Below are 15,633 nucleotides of genomic sequence, written 5' to 3' on the forward strand. Positions count from 1 at the left end.
GAATGAGTAAGCAATTGTTTGCTAATGAAAAAGTAATGAAACAATACCTCGGGGCTTTGTTATGTGAAGATGAGCCTGTAGATAACCTTGAGCCAGTTGCAAAATTACTTGAGCGAATCCCAGATGATTCACAACAGCATATTCATTCAAAACCTAAAGAACAATTAAAAGCAGCAGAGAGTACATTTGATAATGACTTGCTCAATGTTGAAATTGAGCCAATAGCTGAGCCAGCGTTTGAAACTGAAAAAGTTAATGAAGTGGTTGACGAGGAAGTAATAGCACCTGCAATTACTACTATAGAAAAGCCAGAGCTGGAGATTGTAACTACTAGCCAATCAGACTATTTTGATGGTGAATTTCAGGCATTGTTTTTTGAAGTTGCTGGCTTGACCTTGGCTGTGCCATTAAAAGCACTTGGTGGAATACATCAATTAGGTGAAGTAAATCATTTGTTTGGTAAGCCGAAATGGTTTAAAGGCGTTATGCTCAACAGAGAAGAAAAGCTTAATGTTGTTGATACTGCGCGTTGGGTTATGCCAGAAAAATATGATGATAAATTAGAGGCATCTTTAGATTATCAATATTTGATTACACTAGGTGATAGCCAGTGGGGTTTATTAGCTGAAAAGTTGATAAATAACATTACATTGAGTAAAGAAGATGTAAAATGGCGTACAAATAAAAGCAAGCGCCCATGGCTTGCTGGCGTTATAAAAGAAAAAATGTGTGCTTTGATAGACGTAGATAATTTAAATATATTATTAGAGAAAGGCTTAGATAGCCGTCAGTAGTAATGACCATTACGGGGTAATAGCATGAATCAAGATAAATTACTGTCAGCAAATAAAAACGCAGATAATAACGATGAAATTTTACAGTGGGTTACGTTTAAGCTAGAGGAAGAAACTTACGGCGTAAATGTAATGCAAGTACAAGAAATACTTCGTTATACAGAGATAGCTCCTGTACCAGGTGCACCTTCATATGTGATTGGTATTATTAACTTACGCGGCAACGTTGTTACCGTTATTGATACTCGTGCACGTTTTGGTTTGCTAGCTGCTGATGCAACTGACAACTCTCGCATCTTAATTATTGAAGCAGAAGAGCAAGTTATTGGTATTTTAGCCGACAGCGTATCGGAAGTGGTTTACTTGCGCAGCTCTGAAATCGACAGTGCGCCAAATGTTGGTACTGAAGAAAGCGCTAAGTTTATTCAAGGTGTTTGTAACCGCGATAATGAATTACTGATTTTGGTTGATTTAAATAAGTTACTCAGTGATGACGAATGGGATGAGTTAAGCGATATATAAGCTTTACCAAATAAATTATGGTGTTACTTAGTATAGCTATATCAGCGTTAGCGGTAGGACTTATATCGCTGGCGTTAATTATTGCATTAAAAAATAAACACGCGAATGAAATTAATGCTGTATCGCAGCAGCTTAAAGATAGCTCTGAGCAGACTCATATTTTGCGCAGTGAAATTTCGGAGATTAGAACCGGGCTCTTAAGTATTGGTAAGCGAGTGCTTGAAGTTGAACAACAAAACCAAGATTTAATACAACAGCAAGCGGCGCAAAAATACGATGACCCTGATGCTAAAATTTACTCTCGTGCTGTAAAAATGGTTGAGTTAGGTGCAGACCTTGATGAAGTAATACGCGAGTGCGAACTACCACGAGCAGAAGCCGAATTACTATTTTCATTACATAAACAAAAAGGTGCTTAGCGCCTTTTTTTATGTGCGGATAAATTGGCTCAAGCCTTAATATTTAACTTACCTTGAAAATCCTGCCAACCTGGCGGAAATTGACCTCTTAATACATACGAAAACGCAATAAGCTCTGCAATAACATAATAAAGCTCTTTAGGAATTTCTTCTCCTAACTCTAAATGCGACAACGTTTTAGCAAGTGCTGCATCTTCGTGGATCATAATTCCTTTTAGTTTAGCCGCTGCTATTATTTCATCAGCTAATTCACCAAACCCCTTAACACTTACAGTCGGTGTGTTACCAGCTTCGTACAAAAGCCCAATGGCTGACTTATTAATAGGTGTATCACTCATAGCTAAACCTTAATATTAATAATTGCGTGAGATTTATAGAATGCCTGATTGTTGGCATCGCCTCGCCTTAAATTGAGCTCGCCAACTTGTAAGCCATGTTTAGCTAGTTTTGATCTTAAATTATCTAAGTGAGGGTGAGCAATTGCACTTACTTCTTGGCTCGAGGCTAATAGCTGGCAATCGAGTGCTTTATCCATTAACTCTGCAGTAATTTGTAGCTGCCCAAGTTGGGCATAATCAAAGTTTAATCTGACAAACCATACATTTTTATCTTCTAATTTACCGGCGCTTGGCTTTTTATACTGTCCAAGTGTTATTTCTGTTTGGGCTGCTTCTGGAGGTAATCTCATCGGTAATAAAAATTGTGCAAGCGGGTTTGTGTCTGGCTGTTGATTTGGTGTTGAGACACTCACTTGGGTAAGTGTGTTTTTAACGTGTACGATTTCGCTGGCCAAAGCTTGTACTTGAGCTTGTTGAAGCTGTTCAAGCATTTTTGCTCCCGTGTTACCCATTTTAAAAGTAGGTATAAGTACTTGTAAGAGAGCATCTAAGCCAGTTTGATTATTAAAACTGATAGGCGTTACTGATTGGCTAATCAGAGGCGCAGCTAAAATACTCACAGCCACCTGCTCAAGCCCTTTAGTGAAACTACTTTGCAGCATATCACCCGCTAGTTGAGTGGGCTGTAAAGTAGCAAGTATCTCACGCTGTATGGTTGCAGGGTTTATGTTATTACTTGAAACCATACGGTTAAATGCTTGATTAATTAAGCGAGTTAAATCAGGGGTGTCTTTTGTTGCCTTATTTGTAATATCAGTAATTTGACTGCTTAAAAGTTGTTTATTGTAAGCCAACCTATCTGTAGGGGTTGTGGCATCAGGAAGCTTTAATAATGTACTTAATAGTTTTGCTTCTATTGGTTGTAGCATTTGACTACGAGAGGGCGCATTAGATAACGGCTCAGTTAACAAGGTAATGCTTTTAGTGTTCACTGTGCTAGTGTTGTTTTGATTATTATCGTTTATTGCAAGCTGTGCTGAGGAGGTGGTAAGTCCCTTAGTGACTACTTCATTGGTAGGGTTAAGCAAGGTGTTCGATTTACTGTTTTCACTAGTAATAAGGGAGCTTAATTGGCTTGTTTTTAAATCACTTGGCTTAGCGCTCGCCACTTCACCTGGAGTAGAATTATTTGTTATTGGCGTGTACGTTGCTGCTGTGTTTGCAGATGTTTGCCAAACACTAACACTTCCTTTTACTAGTTGCGTTAATTGTACAATCGGCGGGAGCCTTGAAAAGTGCTCTGGCAAAATATTGCTCGTATTGTTATTTAACGCAGTACTCACACTTTGAGTAATGTTAACTCTAATTAGCGGTGATTCACTCAGTTGTATAGCTAAAGACGTTTTTTGTTGCGCGGGCGAAGTTGATAGCTGCGTTAACTCAGATTTACTTATTGTAGCAAAAGGCTTATTTTCAAAATATTTAACCGCATCATTAATTCGCGTTTTTAAATCACTAAAACTATTTTGTAGCCACGATTTTATTGGACTATTTAGGGTCAATAATGGATTTACTTTAATATTACTCGCAGAAACGGCTACTTCAGGTGCATTGCTTTTTTGCGCTAAAAGTAACTCGTTAAATGGTTTTGAGAATGAGTTGTTAAGCGTTACTTTTATATTGTTTGTATCGGTTTTAATAAATAATTTATCTGCCTGGTTCACTAAATTTACTTTAATAGGTGTATTAGGTAGCTCGGCAAGTTGTTGATTAGTAATAGGTGTTGTAAATGAACCTGACTTTTGAGGATGAGTTAAAATAGCCAGTTTTGGTGTTACTTGAAGCTGCGCACTGGGTAATAAGGCCGCGAGTAAATTAGTAAGTTTAGTTTGGCTAAGTGGTTGCGAGTGAACCGTATCAGCAAAGCGGTTAATAATATTAATCTGTGCGCCTTTATTAGTCGTACTAACAACTACTTTTAAAGGCTGTTCAGTTGTAAGTAACTGGGCTACGTCTTTATTTATGGCAATACTTGCGTTGAGTTTATCAATAACTAACTTGGGAGACGGGGATACAGCAACTTGAACATCCATTGGTTGGCTTTGTACCTCAGTGCCCGTGCTTACATAATTTAACAAGCGCTGCAATTGTACTGGCTGATTTAAAGTAAGGGTTGTACTGTTTGGCGAGATGTTGAGCTGCTTACCATCAGGGCTGATCTGTATGTTAGCACTGACTATTTTTTGCAGGTTTTGTGGTGCGCTTGTAGTGCCAAGCCTTAATGTTTGCCAATGCTTATCAATAAATACATCAAGCGTAATCGAGTCTTTCGAAAATTGGATGTTTTTAGCCGCAAGTACCTCACTAGGTAACTGTGGTAACTCATTGGTCTGGCTGTGAGCAGATTGATTGATAACCAATGAGTTAGATAATGTTATTTGCGTTGGTGTATTCATTATTTTAAATCAAGTTTTTGTTAATCGATTATAAAGCAATATTCGTATTACCCTATCATTATGGTAGACTAACGCCTAATTTTTGGCAGAGAGAATCGTCATCTTGTTACACATTAAGTCCGTCACCTGCATCAAGCAAGATCGTTGTTTGTTTGCGGATCTTAATTTTAGCCTTAATAGCGGTCAAATCATGCAATTAGCGGGTCCTAATGGGGCTGGTAAAACATCGCTACTGCGTATTATTGCTGGCTTTTCTGTGCCTGATGAAGGGTCTGTTCTGTTCCAAGATCAACCTATATCTAAGTACTATGAAGAGTATGCCAGAGAGCTGCTTTTTATAGGGCATAAAACAGGTGTAAGTACTCAGCTTAGTGCAGTTGAAAATGTTCGCCACTGGTTACAAATTAATGGCTACATAAATGAGCCTGATTTATATCCTATTTTAGCGCAACTTGGCCTTGTTGGACTTGAAGATGTACCCGTTAGAATGCTATCTGCTGGACAACAACGACGTGTAGCGCTTGTTAGGCTTTGGTTAAGTGATGCTAAATTATGGGTACTTGATGAGCCATTTACCGCGCTTGATAAAAGCGGTGTCGCCTTTTTACAGCAGCGATTTACTGAACACTTACAAAGCGGTGGTGCCATTTTATTAACGACCCACCAAGACTTAACGACCCACTTTAGTAACTTACAAACGGTTACACTGGAGTATCGCCACTAATGACTCGTCAACACTCTTATTGGTTGCTATTTAGTGCGGTATTTACCAAAGATGTAAAACTTGCGTTTCGCCAGCGCGCCGAAATTGTAAATCCTATTTTATTCTTCTTAATTGTAATTTCATTATTTCCGTTAGCAATAGGGCCTGAGCCCGGTCTACTTGCGAGAATGGCGCCAGGTATTATTTGGGTTGCCGCATTACTCTCTACCATGTTGGGTTTAGATAAGTTGTTTAGGGATGATTTTAACGATGGCTCGTTGGAGCAGTTAATTGCATCCTCTTATCCATTATCGCTAACCGTACTTGCTAAAGTGGCTGCTCATTGGGTGGTGACAGGTTTACCGCTTGTATTAATGACTCCGCTATTTGCATTGTTGTTAAACCTAGAAAGTACGGCGTTAACAGCAACCGTTTTAACATTATTATTAGGCACACCATTATTGAGCTTTATTGGCGCAATAGGCGCAGGGCTTACTGTGGGGTTACAAAAAGGGGGTATTTTGATGAGTTTACTCGTACTGCCTTTGTATATTCCTGTTTTGATTTTTGCAACGTCGGCTATCGATACCAGTACAATGTCACTGGATTATAGTGGGCAGCTTGCCATCCTTGGTGCAATGTTACTTATTGCTATTATAAGCGCACCAATTGCCATATCGTCAGCTTTAAAAGTGAGTGTAAGTTAATGTGGAAGTGGTTACATCCCTATGCTAAAGCAGAGCGTGCATACCAGTTATGCAATACGTTACTGCCATATTTTGCCGTAGTTACCGTAGTTAGTATGATTGTTGGATGGGTATGGGGGCTTGGTTTTGCACCTGCCGATTACCAACAAAAAGACAGCTACCGTATCATCTTTATTCATGTGCCTTCTGCCATTTTATCTATGGGGGCTTACTCATCAATGGCGATTGCCGCTATCGTTGCACTTGTATGGCAGCTACGAAATGCCGAGCTTGCTGTTATTGCTATTGCGCCTGTTGGTGCATGTATTACTGCTATAGCGCTTATTACTGGCGCTGCATGGGGTAAACCTATGTGGGGTGCTTGGTGGGTATGGGATGCGCGTTTAACGTCTGAACTTATTTTATTATTTTTATATCTTGGCGTGCTTTCGCTTTACCATGCATTTGAAGATAAGAAGTCAGCAGGGCGTGCGGCTTCTATTTTAGCAATTGTTGGCGTAATTAATTTACCTATTATTCATTACTCTGTTGAGTGGTGGAATACGTTACACCAAGGTGCAAGCATTACAAAGCTAGATACAAAAGCAATAGATCCAAGTATGTTTTGGCCTCTTATGGTTAATATTTTAGCCTTTGCTGCTTTTGTTGGAACAGTGACTTTAATTCGTCTTAAAAATGAAATTTTGCAACGAGAAAAGCACCGACCGTGGGTTCGCTCGTTGTTAAATAAGGGGTAATTATGCAGTTTGACTCTTTTTCTGATTTTATTGCAATGGGAGGTTATGGATTTTATGTCTGGCTTTCTTTTGGTACATGCGCACTTATTTTACTCGGTATTTTAGTGAACTCTTTGAGAGACACCAAACGTATTATGGCTTCAGTGGAGCAACAAATAATACGTGAAGCGCGAATTAAAAAAGCTAAGCAGGAACAAATCTCATGAATCCAAGACGTAAAAAGCGCCTATTGGTAATCATTGCCGTACTGTTTGGTATTGGTGGGTCAATTGGTTTAGTGCTTTATGCACTGCAAGAAAATATTAATCTTTTTTATACGCCAAGCGAATTAATTGATGGCAAAGGCCCTAACAAAGAAAAACCACATATAGGTCAAAAGTTACGTATTGGCGGCATGGTTGTGCCAGGCACGGTTGAGCGTAATGAACAAAGCTTACAAGTAAGCTTTAAGCTAATAGATACAGGCCCATTAGTGACTGTGCGTTATCAAGGCATATTGCCAGACTTGTTTCGTGAGGGGCAAGGCATTGTAGCGCAGGGCGTATTAGTCGAGCCTAATGTTATTGAAGCATTTGAAGTGCTTGCAAAGCATGACGAAGAATATATGCCAGCAGAAGTTGCAGAGGCAGTTAAAGGTATTAAGCACGAAAAACCAAAATACAACTTAGATAGTGGTAATTAGCTATGATCCCAGAAATTGGTTATTTTTCTTTAACGCTTGCCATGGTGCTAAGCGTTTTACTGTGTATTTTTCCTCTTTGGGGCGCGCATACTGGTAATCTTCGGTTAATGCGTGCGGCTCCATCTTTAGCAATAGGCCAGTTTGCTTTTGTACTAATCTCTTTTGCTGCACTTATTTATGCAAGTTTAACAGACGACTTTACCGTATCTTACGTAGCGTATCATTCAAGTAGTACGCTGCCTTGGTACTATAAAATCACCTCTACGTGGGGCGGTCATGAAGGTGCTATTTTATTATGGTTAGTAATGCAAGCGGGTTGGACTGCTGCTGTAGCAGCGCGTTCTAAATCATTACCTTGGGTATTACGTGCTCGCGTACTGGGTGTACTTGGCTTTTTAGGTGTAGGTTTTATGATGTACACCTTACTGCTTTCAAGCCCGTTTGAGCGCCTACTTCCTTATTTTCCGGTAGAAGGGCGTGACTTGAATCCGCTGCTTCAAGATCCAGGTATGATTATTCATCCACCATTACTGTACATGGGTTATGTGGGGCTGTCGGTTGCTTTCTCTTTTGCTATAGCTGCATTGTTAACAGGTAAACTTGATAACACATGGGCTAAATGGTCACGCCCGTGGACGATGACAGCATGGGGGTTCTTAGGTTTAGGTCTTACTATTGGTAGCTGGTGGGCGTATTCAGAACTAGGCTGGGGCGGCTGGTGGTTTTGGGATCCAGTAGAAAACGCAGCGCTTATGCCTTGGCTTGTTGCAACCGCATTACTGCATTCATTAAGTGTGACAGAAAAGCGCGGTATATTTAAATCATGGACCGTATTACTCGCAATTGCAGCATTCTCTTTAAGTTTGCTAGGTACGTTTATTGTACGCTCGGGTATTATTGTATCGGTACATGCGTTTGCTACAGACCCCGATAGAGGCTTATTTATACTCGCCTTTTTAGGCATCGTTGTCGGTGGTGGCTTGGCGTTATATGCAATGCGTGTGTCACAAGTTCACAGTGAAGGACGATACAAGCTGGTATCGCGCGAAGTGGCCTTATGGCTCAATAATATATTTTTAGTTGTTGCTACATTAATTGTTATGTTAGGTACATTGTTGCCAATGGTTCATAAAGAAATGGGCTTAGGTAGCATTTCTATTGGCGAACCGTTTTTTAATAAGATGTTTGCAATAATTTTAGTACCGTTTGCTATTTTGATGGGGATCGGACCACTTTTACGTTGGAAGCAAAACAAGTGGGCTTTTTTGCAAAACAAAATAATAATGGGCGTATTAGCAAGTGTTGTGATTACCTGCGCTTGGTTATTCTCAAGTTACGATTTAGTAAAACCACTTACGTTATTAGCGACAACACTGGCGGTTTGGATTGCAATATCAACAGGGATTGATATTTACACCAAAGCAGCTGTGCACGGGAGCTTAAAAGAAGGCTTAAAACGCTTTACTGTAAGTTACTGGGCTATGGTACTTGGGCATATTGGTATTGCATTTATTATTGCGGGCGTAACACTTACCTCGGCTTATTCAGTAGAGCGTGATGTATCGATGAAACCGGGTGAAATAGCACAGCTTAATGAGTATGAATATCGCTTTGATGGCGTTAAAACTATTCGTGGGCCAAACTACAGCGGTCATGCGGGCGTTGTATCTGTGCTTAAAAATAATGAGCTAGTAACACGTTTACACGCCGAAAAACGTAAATATGACATTGGTATGCAGTTTATGACTGAGGCGGCAATAGATGCCGGTTTTAAACGTGATTTATATTTAGCATTAGGTGAGCAATTAAGTGGTGATGCATGGTCACTTCGCATTTATCATAAACCATTTGTACGCTGGATATGGATTGGTGGCGTGCTTATGTCATTAGCAGGTTTCATGATTTTGTTTGATAAACGTTACCGTACATCAGCTAAAACAGCCCGTAAAGATGTTCCGGAGAGTGTTTTATGAACCGTAAAATTTTAGCTATTGCTCCGCTTTTAGTGTTTGCTTTTGTGTGTGTATTTTTATACCAAGGTCTTTTTGCCAACCCTCGTGAAATTCAAACAGGGCGGTTAGGTCAAGAAATGCCAGCATTTAATTTACCTGATTTAATGCAAGACAATAAGCAGTGGACTAACGAGTCGTTAAAAGGTGAAGTTTACTTATTAAATGTATGGGGTACGTGGTGCCCAACATGTTTAGTCGAGCTTGGTTATTTAACTAAGTTACGTGAGCAAGGCGTTAAAATTATTGGACTATATTACGTACAAGGTTACGACGCTGATTTTGATGGCCCGTTTGATATGCAATCACTTCGCAGCGAAGTCACTGATATGCTGCAACGTGCAGGTGACCCTTACCAATTTAATATTTTAGATTTACACCGTACTTTGTCGTTGGATTTAGGTGTATCGGGTGCGCCTGAGACATTTTTAGTTGATAAAAACGGCACTATTTTGTTGCATCACACCGGTGATATAAATCCGCGAGTATGGCGAGCTAAATTTGCGCCAATTATGCAGGAGCTTAAATAATGAAGTGGTTACTACTTACGCTTAGCCTTTTTGTAAGCATGGGTGCGTTTGCACAGCAAGATCGCTATCAATTTGATAACAACAAACAAGCAATATTGTTTGAAGAGTTAACCAAAGAGCTACGTTGCCCTAAGTGTCAAAATCAAAACATTGCGGACTCCGACGCTGTTGTTGCTAAAGACTTGCGCGATAAAGTGCTCGTATTGGTTAAAGAAGGTAAAAGCAAAGACGAAGTGATTGATTATATGATTGACCGCTTTGGCTATTTTGTTCATTACGACCCACCTGTTACACCAGCGACTTTAGTGCTGTGGGTACTACCTGTATTAATTGTAATTGTTGGCTTTGGTTTTATTGTTATTCGCCAACGAAAAGCATCAGTAAAACAAACATGGAGCAGCGACGATGAAATGCTGCTAGCGAAGCTAATTGAACAAAATAAACGTCAGGAGCAAAGCTAAATGATTTTAATGTGGGCGTGTTTTGCCTTACTCACACTGGTTGCTCTTAGCTTTGTTATGATACCTTTTTTAAAAAAAGAGCGTGTTCAAACGATTACTCATAACGCCAATGCTGAATTAATTAGTATTTATGAGCAGCGTTTAGTCGATTTGCAAACTGATTTAGATAATCAACGCATTGATAGCGTAAACCACGCAGAATCAATTGTTGAATTAAAACGTCGCTTATTGAACGAGCTATCACCAGAGAAATCACTTAACAGCAAAGGTAATAACCGTATTTTTGCTTTAACAGGCGGTGCATTTGTTCTTGCACTTACAGGGATTTTTTATAGTTTTACAGGCAGTCAGCAGCAAATTTCGGCTTGGCATGACGCAATGGATAATTTAGCTGATTATGGCGAGCGTGCTGTAATGCAAAAAGGTGAGCCGCTTAGTCAAAATGAGCTGCAGGCTTTTGCATTGGCGCTTCGTACTAAACTTAGCCACTCTGGCGATGATGAAGTTGCTTGGATGCTACTTGGTCGAGTGGCTATGTCGCTTAATGAATTTGACATGGCGCAGCAGTCATTTGATAAAGCACTACGTATGAACCCTGATAATATGCAGGTTCTTATTAGTTACAGTCAGGTTTTATTACTTGAAGGTAGCGAAGCTAATATGACTCGCGCGGCAGGTATGCTTTCAAAAGTGCTAAACGTTGAGCCTACTAATTTAGATGCTATTTCGTTACTAGCGCTGATAGCGTATGAGCGTAAAGATTGGCCGCAAGCTAAAACTGCATTTGAAGTTTTATTGGCGAGCATGGAAAAAAATGATTCACGTTATAACATGATCTCAGAACGTATTGCTGATATTGAGCAGCAAATGCAAAGTGAAGGCTCAGTTATGCCAGTTACTACTACAACGGGTGCTATTGCAGTTACAGTCGACATTGCAAAAGAGCTTATTGATAAACAGCCAAAAGACGGTATTTTGTTTATATTTGCAAAAGCTGCAACTGGCTCACCTATGCCATTAGCTGCTGTTAAGCTGACTAAATATTCATTTCCAATTACAGTTGAGTTGAGTGATAGTAGTGCAATGGTTGCAGGGCTTAACTTATCTAGTGCAGAAAATATTATTATTTCGGCGCGTATTTCTATCGATGACTCTGTTATGCCAAGCTCTGGTGAGCTAGAAGGTCATTCACAGGCGTTAAAGCGTGAAAGTGTAAGTGACTACCAACTTCAAATTGATACATTAATACCTTAAGGACGTTAGATGTTAAAACACAGTTTTACTTTTTTATGTTTATTGATACTAGCCGGCTGTGCTCAAGTACCTCAAAGCAAAGTAGATGACAGAGATCCGCTGCAAAGTATTAATCGTCCATTATATGACTTTAATATGGATGTACTGGATGCTTATTTATTGCGCCCAGTTGCTGTAGGTTATGTTGAAGTAACGCCTGTACCGGTAAGAAACGGTATTGTTAATTTTACAGGTAATATCACCGCACCTGTAGATATGATCAATGCGGGTTTGCAAGGTAAACCGGGTAATGCAAGTGTGAGCTTAGCACGCTTTTTAGTTAACTCTACTGTCGGTCTGTTTGGTATCTTTGATGTTGCAAGCTCACTAGGTCTTGAAATAGTCGATGAAGACTTTGGACAAACGTTGGGTGTATGGGGCGTAGGTGATGGCGCCTATTTAATGCTACCAGGTATGGGGCCAACAACAGCACGTAACCTGACCGGTGATGTAGTCGATAACTTTGTATTACCTGAAGTTGCGCTAACGACTCCACAAACTATTTTAGTATTTGTTTTAAAAGCAGTTGAGGCGCGTGCATCTTTAATACCACAAGAAGGGCTATTAAATGATTCACTTGATCCGTACTTATTTGTAAAAGATATTTACTTCCAGCGTCAAATTTATGAGCTGTACGATGGCAACCCACCTATAAAAGAAGAGCCAGCTGATTTTGATGAAGACTTTTTAGAAAGTTTATAATTGAAGCCAATGATAAAAACGCCAGCTAAATGCTGGCGTTTTTATTGACTGTTTATATAATCTGAACTTTGGCTAGAGAAAAATAAACTTAGATATCATTATAATTCAATATATTAGTAAATACCTTAACCAGAGTTCGGGTTACTTATTTTTCGTTAACTACTAACTGCATTTGCTCATTAACCCAAGTCAGTGCTTCATGATAGGCATCAGGAACTTTTTCACCTAGGTTTAGCTCTTTCGTTAATTCGTTTGCGGCTGACCAGTTAGCTTGTTCATAATACTTAACTAAGTTTAAATATTTTGCCAGCAAGCCTTCATCGTTTAATAAGGCTGCTTTTATGTCATTCGAAAGTGGAAGCTTTTTCATAACGCTTTCCATACTCTCATCTAAAATAGCATCCATAAGAGACATCATACCGGTTAAAAATGCCATGCCGGTATCTTTAAATTGTCCATGGGATATAGCGAGTAACTCACCAAAACGAGCGCGCGTAAGCGATAGCCTAATTAGCTCTACAGGTTTATCTGCTGATACTTGTGCTGCAAATAATAATGATAATAGTTTTTTAATTTCGTTAGCACCAAGCACTATAAGGGCTTGCTTAATGGTACTTATTTCAGCACGCCTTGCAAAGGCAGCAGAATTTGAGTACCTAAGTAATTTGTAAGATAGGTTTACATCACGCTCAAACACATCAGTGATTTTTTTAAGATCCATATCAACGCTTGATGTTTCGTAAAGTAATTCAGCTAATGCCATTTCTGAAGGCGGTAGAGCCTTACTTTGTACCATTTCCGGTTTGGAGAAGAAAAATCCTTGGAAATAATCAAAACCAAGCTCTAGAGCTTGTTGGTAAATTTCATAGGTTTCTACTTTTTCGGCAAGTAACTTAATATGCGAGTGCAGTTTTAAATCATTAAGAACCGTTTTTATTGTATCTATATCAGATGCTAAAAAGTCTATTTTAATAATATCAATAAATGGATAAAAGTGGCGCCAAACAGGCTGATGAATATAGTCATCAAGAGCAATAGTGTAACCTTTATCTTTTAGATCTTTCACTATGGCTAATAATCGCTTCCCAGGTTGCACAGTTTCAAGGATTTCTACAACTACAGTATCTTTGCCCAGTAGTGTTGGGTAGCCCTTTGATAGCGTTTCTAGGGTGAAATTTATATAGGCGGGTTTATTGTCGGTTAAATCTTCTAAGCCGAAATTAAACTGACTACCTTCAATTAGTCGTGTAGTTGCCTCGTCACCGTCTATATCGGGAAATACGTTATCAACGCCATCGCGAAATAAAAGTTCATATCCTATGAGCTTTTTATCTCTGTCTAAAATAGGTTGGCGTGCAGCGTAAAAATACATAAACAGTTCCGTAAGAGTAATCTAATTAGTTATTGTAATAATATATGGCAAAAGACTCAAAATAGCATTACGTATATTTGCTAGATTAATAAATTATCATTAAAAATTAAGGTCTTTCTAGTATTTAATTTATTATATTTCACCAATTCGCTTTAAAATTATTCAACATGAGTATTTTTGTATCAGGTGAGGGCAACAAGTTGGAGATTTTATTATCAAGCATGATATAGTCAGCGAGAATGGTTTTTACCCCAATAGTGTCTTAACTATAAAATTTTAAGAGTCATTATTTGGATTAAAGCCTATTATTAATAATTATGCGGAGGCTAATTTGGAAACAGGAATGATTATTTCACTAGCATTATATTTTATTGTAATGTTAGGTATCGGACTATATGCATATAAGCAATCTACTGACGATGTATCTGGTTACATGTTAGGTGGACGAAATCTATCTCCAAGTGTAGCTGCACTGTCTGCAGGTGCATCTGATATGAGTGGCTGGATTTTAATGGGCCTACCTGGTGCGATGTTTGTTACTGGTTTTAGTAGTACATGGATAGCAATTGGCTTGGTGATTGGTGCTTGGTTAAATTATCTGTTAGTTGCACCGAGATTACGTGTTTACACTGAAAAAGCAAATGACTCTATAACCATCCCAGACTACTTTTCAAATCGCTTCAATGATAAATCCAACCTATTACGTGTTGTATCAGCTGTGGTAATTATTGTTTTCTTTACTCTTTATACTTCATCTGGTGTTGTCGCTGGTGGTAAATTGTTTGAAAGCTCGTTTGGTTTAACTTATGAAATGGGTTTATACATTACAACGGGCGTAGTTGTTTTATATACCTTGTTTGGTGGTTTTTTAGCTGTAAGCTTAACTGACTTTGTGCAAGGTTGTATTATGTTCATTGCACTTATTCTAGTACCAACGGTTGCATACTCTTTGCTTGAACAACCTTTAGAATCAACTTTACATAGCGTAAATCCAGATATGCTTAACTGGATTGGTGCAGGTTCTGCATTAGGTATTATTTCTGCAATGGCTTGGGGTTTAGGTTATTTTGGCCAACCACATATCATTGTTCGTTTTATGTCGGTACGTAGTGTTAAAGATATGCCTAAAGCACGCCGTATTGGTATGACATGGATGATTGTTGCTGCCATTGGTGCTGTTGGTACTGGTATATTTGGTGCAGCTTATACTTATGAGAACAACATTGTAGTTGAAGACCCTGAAACAATTTTCTTAATTCTTTCTGAGTTGCTGTTCCACCCACTTATTGCTGGCTTTTTACTTGCTGCAATTTTGGCTGCGATTATGAGTACTATCTCATCTCAATTATTGGTTAGTTCAAGTTCATTAACAGAAGATTTCTATAAAACATTCTTACGTAAAGATGCCAGTGATAAAGAGCTAGTTGCTGTTGGCCGTATTAGTGTTGCCGTAGTTGCTATGTTCGCTATTTATTTAGCTTACGACAGAGATAGCTCTATTTTAGACCTAGTAAGTAATGCGTGGGCTGGCTTTGGTGCTGCGTTTGGACCACTTGTATTGTTTAGCCTTTATTGGAAACGCATGAACTTTGCTGGTGCGTTAGCTGGTATGTTAGTAGGCGCATTTACTGTGCTAATTTGGATATATGGACCATTTACTATCAATGGTGAAAGCTTAAGTAGCTTTATGTACGAAATAGTACCGGGCTTTATTTTAGCGAGTATTGCAATTGTTGTTGTTAGCTTAGTAACAAAAGAGCCTGAGCAAAACATCACTGCTTTATTTGATGAAGTAGAAAAAGAGCTTTAATTAGCAATTACTATTTATTTTAAAATGAGTAGTAATTAATACCAATCCGCAATAATACTTAATCATTTTGCGGGGCTAAACGTGTTGCTACCGGCGTT

General features: G+C 38.9%; 17 protein-coding genes. 14 read left to right on the top strand and 3 right to left on the bottom strand.

The features are described 5' to 3' along the window. Positions 1-2: 2 nt before the first annotated feature. Genes H5126_RS14445 through H5126_RS14455 form a run of 3 tightly spaced genes read left to right on the top strand, consistent with a single transcriptional unit; the run spans position 3 to position 1,735 of the window. The gene (locus tag H5126_RS14445) at positions 3-794 is read left to right on the top strand and encodes a chemotaxis protein CheW (RefSeq protein WP_182758548.1); all 792 of its coding nucleotides are present in this window, start codon (positions 3-5) and stop codon (positions 792-794) included. Between the two features lie 24 nt (positions 795-818). Next, positions 819-1,316: a chemotaxis protein CheW gene (locus H5126_RS14450; RefSeq protein ID WP_002959294.1), complete on the top strand. Its 498-nt coding sequence runs from the start codon at positions 819-821 to the stop codon at positions 1,314-1,316. Between the two features lie 17 nt (positions 1,317-1,333). Further along, entirely contained in the window at positions 1,334-1,735 is a 402-nt protein-coding gene (locus H5126_RS14455; RefSeq protein WP_182721444.1) for a DUF2802 domain-containing protein, read from the top strand. 29 nt (positions 1,736-1,764) lie between these two features. Here the strand turns inward: H5126_RS14455 and H5126_RS14460 are convergent, their stop codons facing one another. Both H5126_RS14460 and H5126_RS14465 read right to left on the bottom strand, forming a co-directional pair. Next, a complete protein-coding gene (locus H5126_RS14460; protein WP_007377933.1) occupies positions 1,765-2,073 on the bottom strand; it encodes an EscU/YscU/HrcU family type III secretion system export apparatus switch protein in 309 nt (102 codons plus the stop codon). Positions 2,074-2,075: 2 nt separating this feature from the next. Then, positions 2,076-4,529 (bottom strand): flagellar hook-length control protein FliK, encoded by a 2,454-nt coding sequence (locus tag H5126_RS14465; protein ID WP_182721443.1) that lies wholly within the window; start codon positions 4,527-4,529, stop codon positions 2,076-2,078. 103 nt (positions 4,530-4,632) lie between these two features. Between H5126_RS14465 and ccmA the strand changes: the two genes are divergently transcribed. The 10 genes from ccmA to H5126_RS14515 are packed head-to-tail and all read left to right on the top strand — an operon-like array spanning position 4,633 to position 12,353. Beyond that, complete coding sequence (ccmA, locus tag H5126_RS14470; protein ID WP_152609331.1) at positions 4,633-5,253, top strand: cytochrome c biogenesis heme-transporting ATPase CcmA; 621 nt, start codon at positions 4,633-4,635, stop codon at positions 5,251-5,253. Continuing rightward, a complete protein-coding gene (ccmB, locus tag H5126_RS14475) occupies positions 5,253-5,939 on the top strand; it encodes a heme exporter protein CcmB (RefSeq protein ID WP_002959286.1) in 687 nt (228 codons plus the stop codon). The genes ccmA and ccmB overlap by 1 nt, the downstream gene beginning before the upstream one ends. Further along, on the top strand, positions 5,939-6,676 hold the full coding sequence (locus H5126_RS14480) for a heme ABC transporter permease (RefSeq protein ID WP_002959285.1): 738 nt from the start codon (positions 5,939-5,941) through the stop codon (positions 6,674-6,676). The genes ccmB and H5126_RS14480 overlap by 1 nt, the downstream gene beginning before the upstream one ends. A gap of 2 nt (positions 6,677-6,678) precedes the next feature. Next, positions 6,679-6,882 (top strand): heme exporter protein CcmD, encoded by a 204-nt coding sequence (gene ccmD, locus H5126_RS14485; RefSeq protein WP_002959284.1) that lies wholly within the window; start codon positions 6,679-6,681, stop codon positions 6,880-6,882. Next, complete coding sequence (gene ccmE, locus H5126_RS14490) at positions 6,879-7,358, top strand: cytochrome c maturation protein CcmE (protein ID WP_002959283.1); 480 nt, start codon at positions 6,879-6,881, stop codon at positions 7,356-7,358. Before ccmD ends, ccmE begins: the two co-directional genes overlap by 4 nt. Before the next feature lie 2 nt (positions 7,359-7,360). Beyond that, positions 7,361-9,331, top strand: coding sequence for a heme lyase CcmF/NrfE family subunit (locus H5126_RS14495; protein WP_182721442.1), 1,971 nt, complete (start codon positions 7,361-7,363; stop codon positions 9,329-9,331). Then, positions 9,328-9,897: a redoxin family protein gene (locus H5126_RS14500; protein WP_002959281.1), complete on the top strand. Its 570-nt coding sequence runs from the start codon at positions 9,328-9,330 to the stop codon at positions 9,895-9,897. Before H5126_RS14495 ends, H5126_RS14500 begins: the two co-directional genes overlap by 4 nt. Then, the gene (locus H5126_RS14505) at positions 9,897-10,358 is read left to right on the top strand and encodes a cytochrome c-type biogenesis protein (RefSeq protein ID WP_002959280.1); all 462 of its coding nucleotides are present in this window, start codon (positions 9,897-9,899) and stop codon (positions 10,356-10,358) included. Before H5126_RS14500 ends, H5126_RS14505 begins: the two co-directional genes overlap by 1 nt. Further along, positions 10,359-11,612, top strand: coding sequence for a c-type cytochrome biogenesis protein CcmI (ccmI, locus tag H5126_RS14510; RefSeq protein ID WP_182721441.1), 1,254 nt, complete (start codon positions 10,359-10,361; stop codon positions 11,610-11,612). A 9-nt stretch (positions 11,613-11,621) separates the two neighbouring features. Next, positions 11,622-12,353: a VacJ family lipoprotein gene (locus H5126_RS14515; protein WP_002959276.1), complete on the top strand. Its 732-nt coding sequence runs from the start codon at positions 11,622-11,624 to the stop codon at positions 12,351-12,353. A 145-nt stretch (positions 12,354-12,498) separates the two neighbouring features. Here the strand turns inward: H5126_RS14515 and H5126_RS14520 are convergent, their stop codons facing one another. Further along, on the bottom strand, positions 12,499-13,725 hold the full coding sequence (locus tag H5126_RS14520; RefSeq protein ID WP_182672318.1) for an EAL and HDOD domain-containing protein: 1,227 nt from the start codon (positions 13,723-13,725) through the stop codon (positions 12,499-12,501). A gap of 331 nt (positions 13,726-14,056) precedes the next feature. On the opposite strand from H5126_RS14520, the gene putP reads away from it, so the two are divergent. Then, complete coding sequence (gene putP, locus H5126_RS14525) at positions 14,057-15,535, top strand: sodium/proline symporter PutP (protein WP_149602304.1); 1,479 nt, start codon at positions 14,057-14,059, stop codon at positions 15,533-15,535. Positions 15,536-15,633: the final 98 nt, after the last annotated feature.

The sequence above is a fragment of the Pseudoalteromonas sp. SG45-3 genome (assembly GCF_014164075.1).
Classification (GTDB): domain Bacteria; phylum Pseudomonadota; class Gammaproteobacteria; order Enterobacterales; family Alteromonadaceae; genus Pseudoalteromonas; species Pseudoalteromonas distincta.

Bases quoted from the DNA above. Each gene is read 5' to 3' on its own strand.
- ccmI (WP_182721441.1), top strand. From the start codon at position 10,359: ATGATTTTAATGTGGGCGTGTTTTGCCTTACTCACACTGGTTGCTCTT.
- H5126_RS14465 (WP_182721443.1), bottom strand. From the start codon at position 4,529: ATGAATACACCAACGCAAATAACATTATCTAACTCATTGGTTATCAAT.
- H5126_RS14450 (WP_002959294.1), top strand. From the start codon at position 819: ATGAATCAAGATAAATTACTGTCAGCAAATAAAAACGCAGATAATAAC.
- H5126_RS14460 (WP_007377933.1), bottom strand. From the start codon at position 2,073: ATGAGTGATACACCTATTAATAAGTCAGCCATTGGGCTTTTGTACGAA.
- ccmB (WP_002959286.1), top strand. From the start codon at position 5,253: ATGACTCGTCAACACTCTTATTGGTTGCTATTTAGTGCGGTATTTACC.
- H5126_RS14505 (WP_002959280.1), top strand. From the start codon at position 9,897: ATGAAGTGGTTACTACTTACGCTTAGCCTTTTTGTAAGCATGGGTGCG.
- H5126_RS14455 (WP_182721444.1), top strand. From the start codon at position 1,334: ATGGTGTTACTTAGTATAGCTATATCAGCGTTAGCGGTAGGACTTATA.
- H5126_RS14445 (WP_182758548.1), top strand. From the start codon at position 3: ATGAGTAAGCAATTGTTTGCTAATGAAAAAGTAATGAAACAATACCTC.
- H5126_RS14500 (WP_002959281.1), top strand. From the start codon at position 9,328: ATGAACCGTAAAATTTTAGCTATTGCTCCGCTTTTAGTGTTTGCTTTT.
- H5126_RS14520 (WP_182672318.1), bottom strand. From the start codon at position 13,725: ATGTATTTTTACGCTGCACGCCAACCTATTTTAGACAGAGATAAAAAG.
- H5126_RS14495 (WP_182721442.1), top strand. From the start codon at position 7,361: ATGATCCCAGAAATTGGTTATTTTTCTTTAACGCTTGCCATGGTGCTA.
- H5126_RS14515 (WP_002959276.1), top strand. From the start codon at position 11,622: ATGTTAAAACACAGTTTTACTTTTTTATGTTTATTGATACTAGCCGGC.
- H5126_RS14480 (WP_002959285.1), top strand. From the start codon at position 5,939: ATGTGGAAGTGGTTACATCCCTATGCTAAAGCAGAGCGTGCATACCAG.
- ccmE (WP_002959283.1), top strand. From the start codon at position 6,879: ATGAATCCAAGACGTAAAAAGCGCCTATTGGTAATCATTGCCGTACTG.
- ccmD (WP_002959284.1), top strand. From the start codon at position 6,679: ATGCAGTTTGACTCTTTTTCTGATTTTATTGCAATGGGAGGTTATGGA.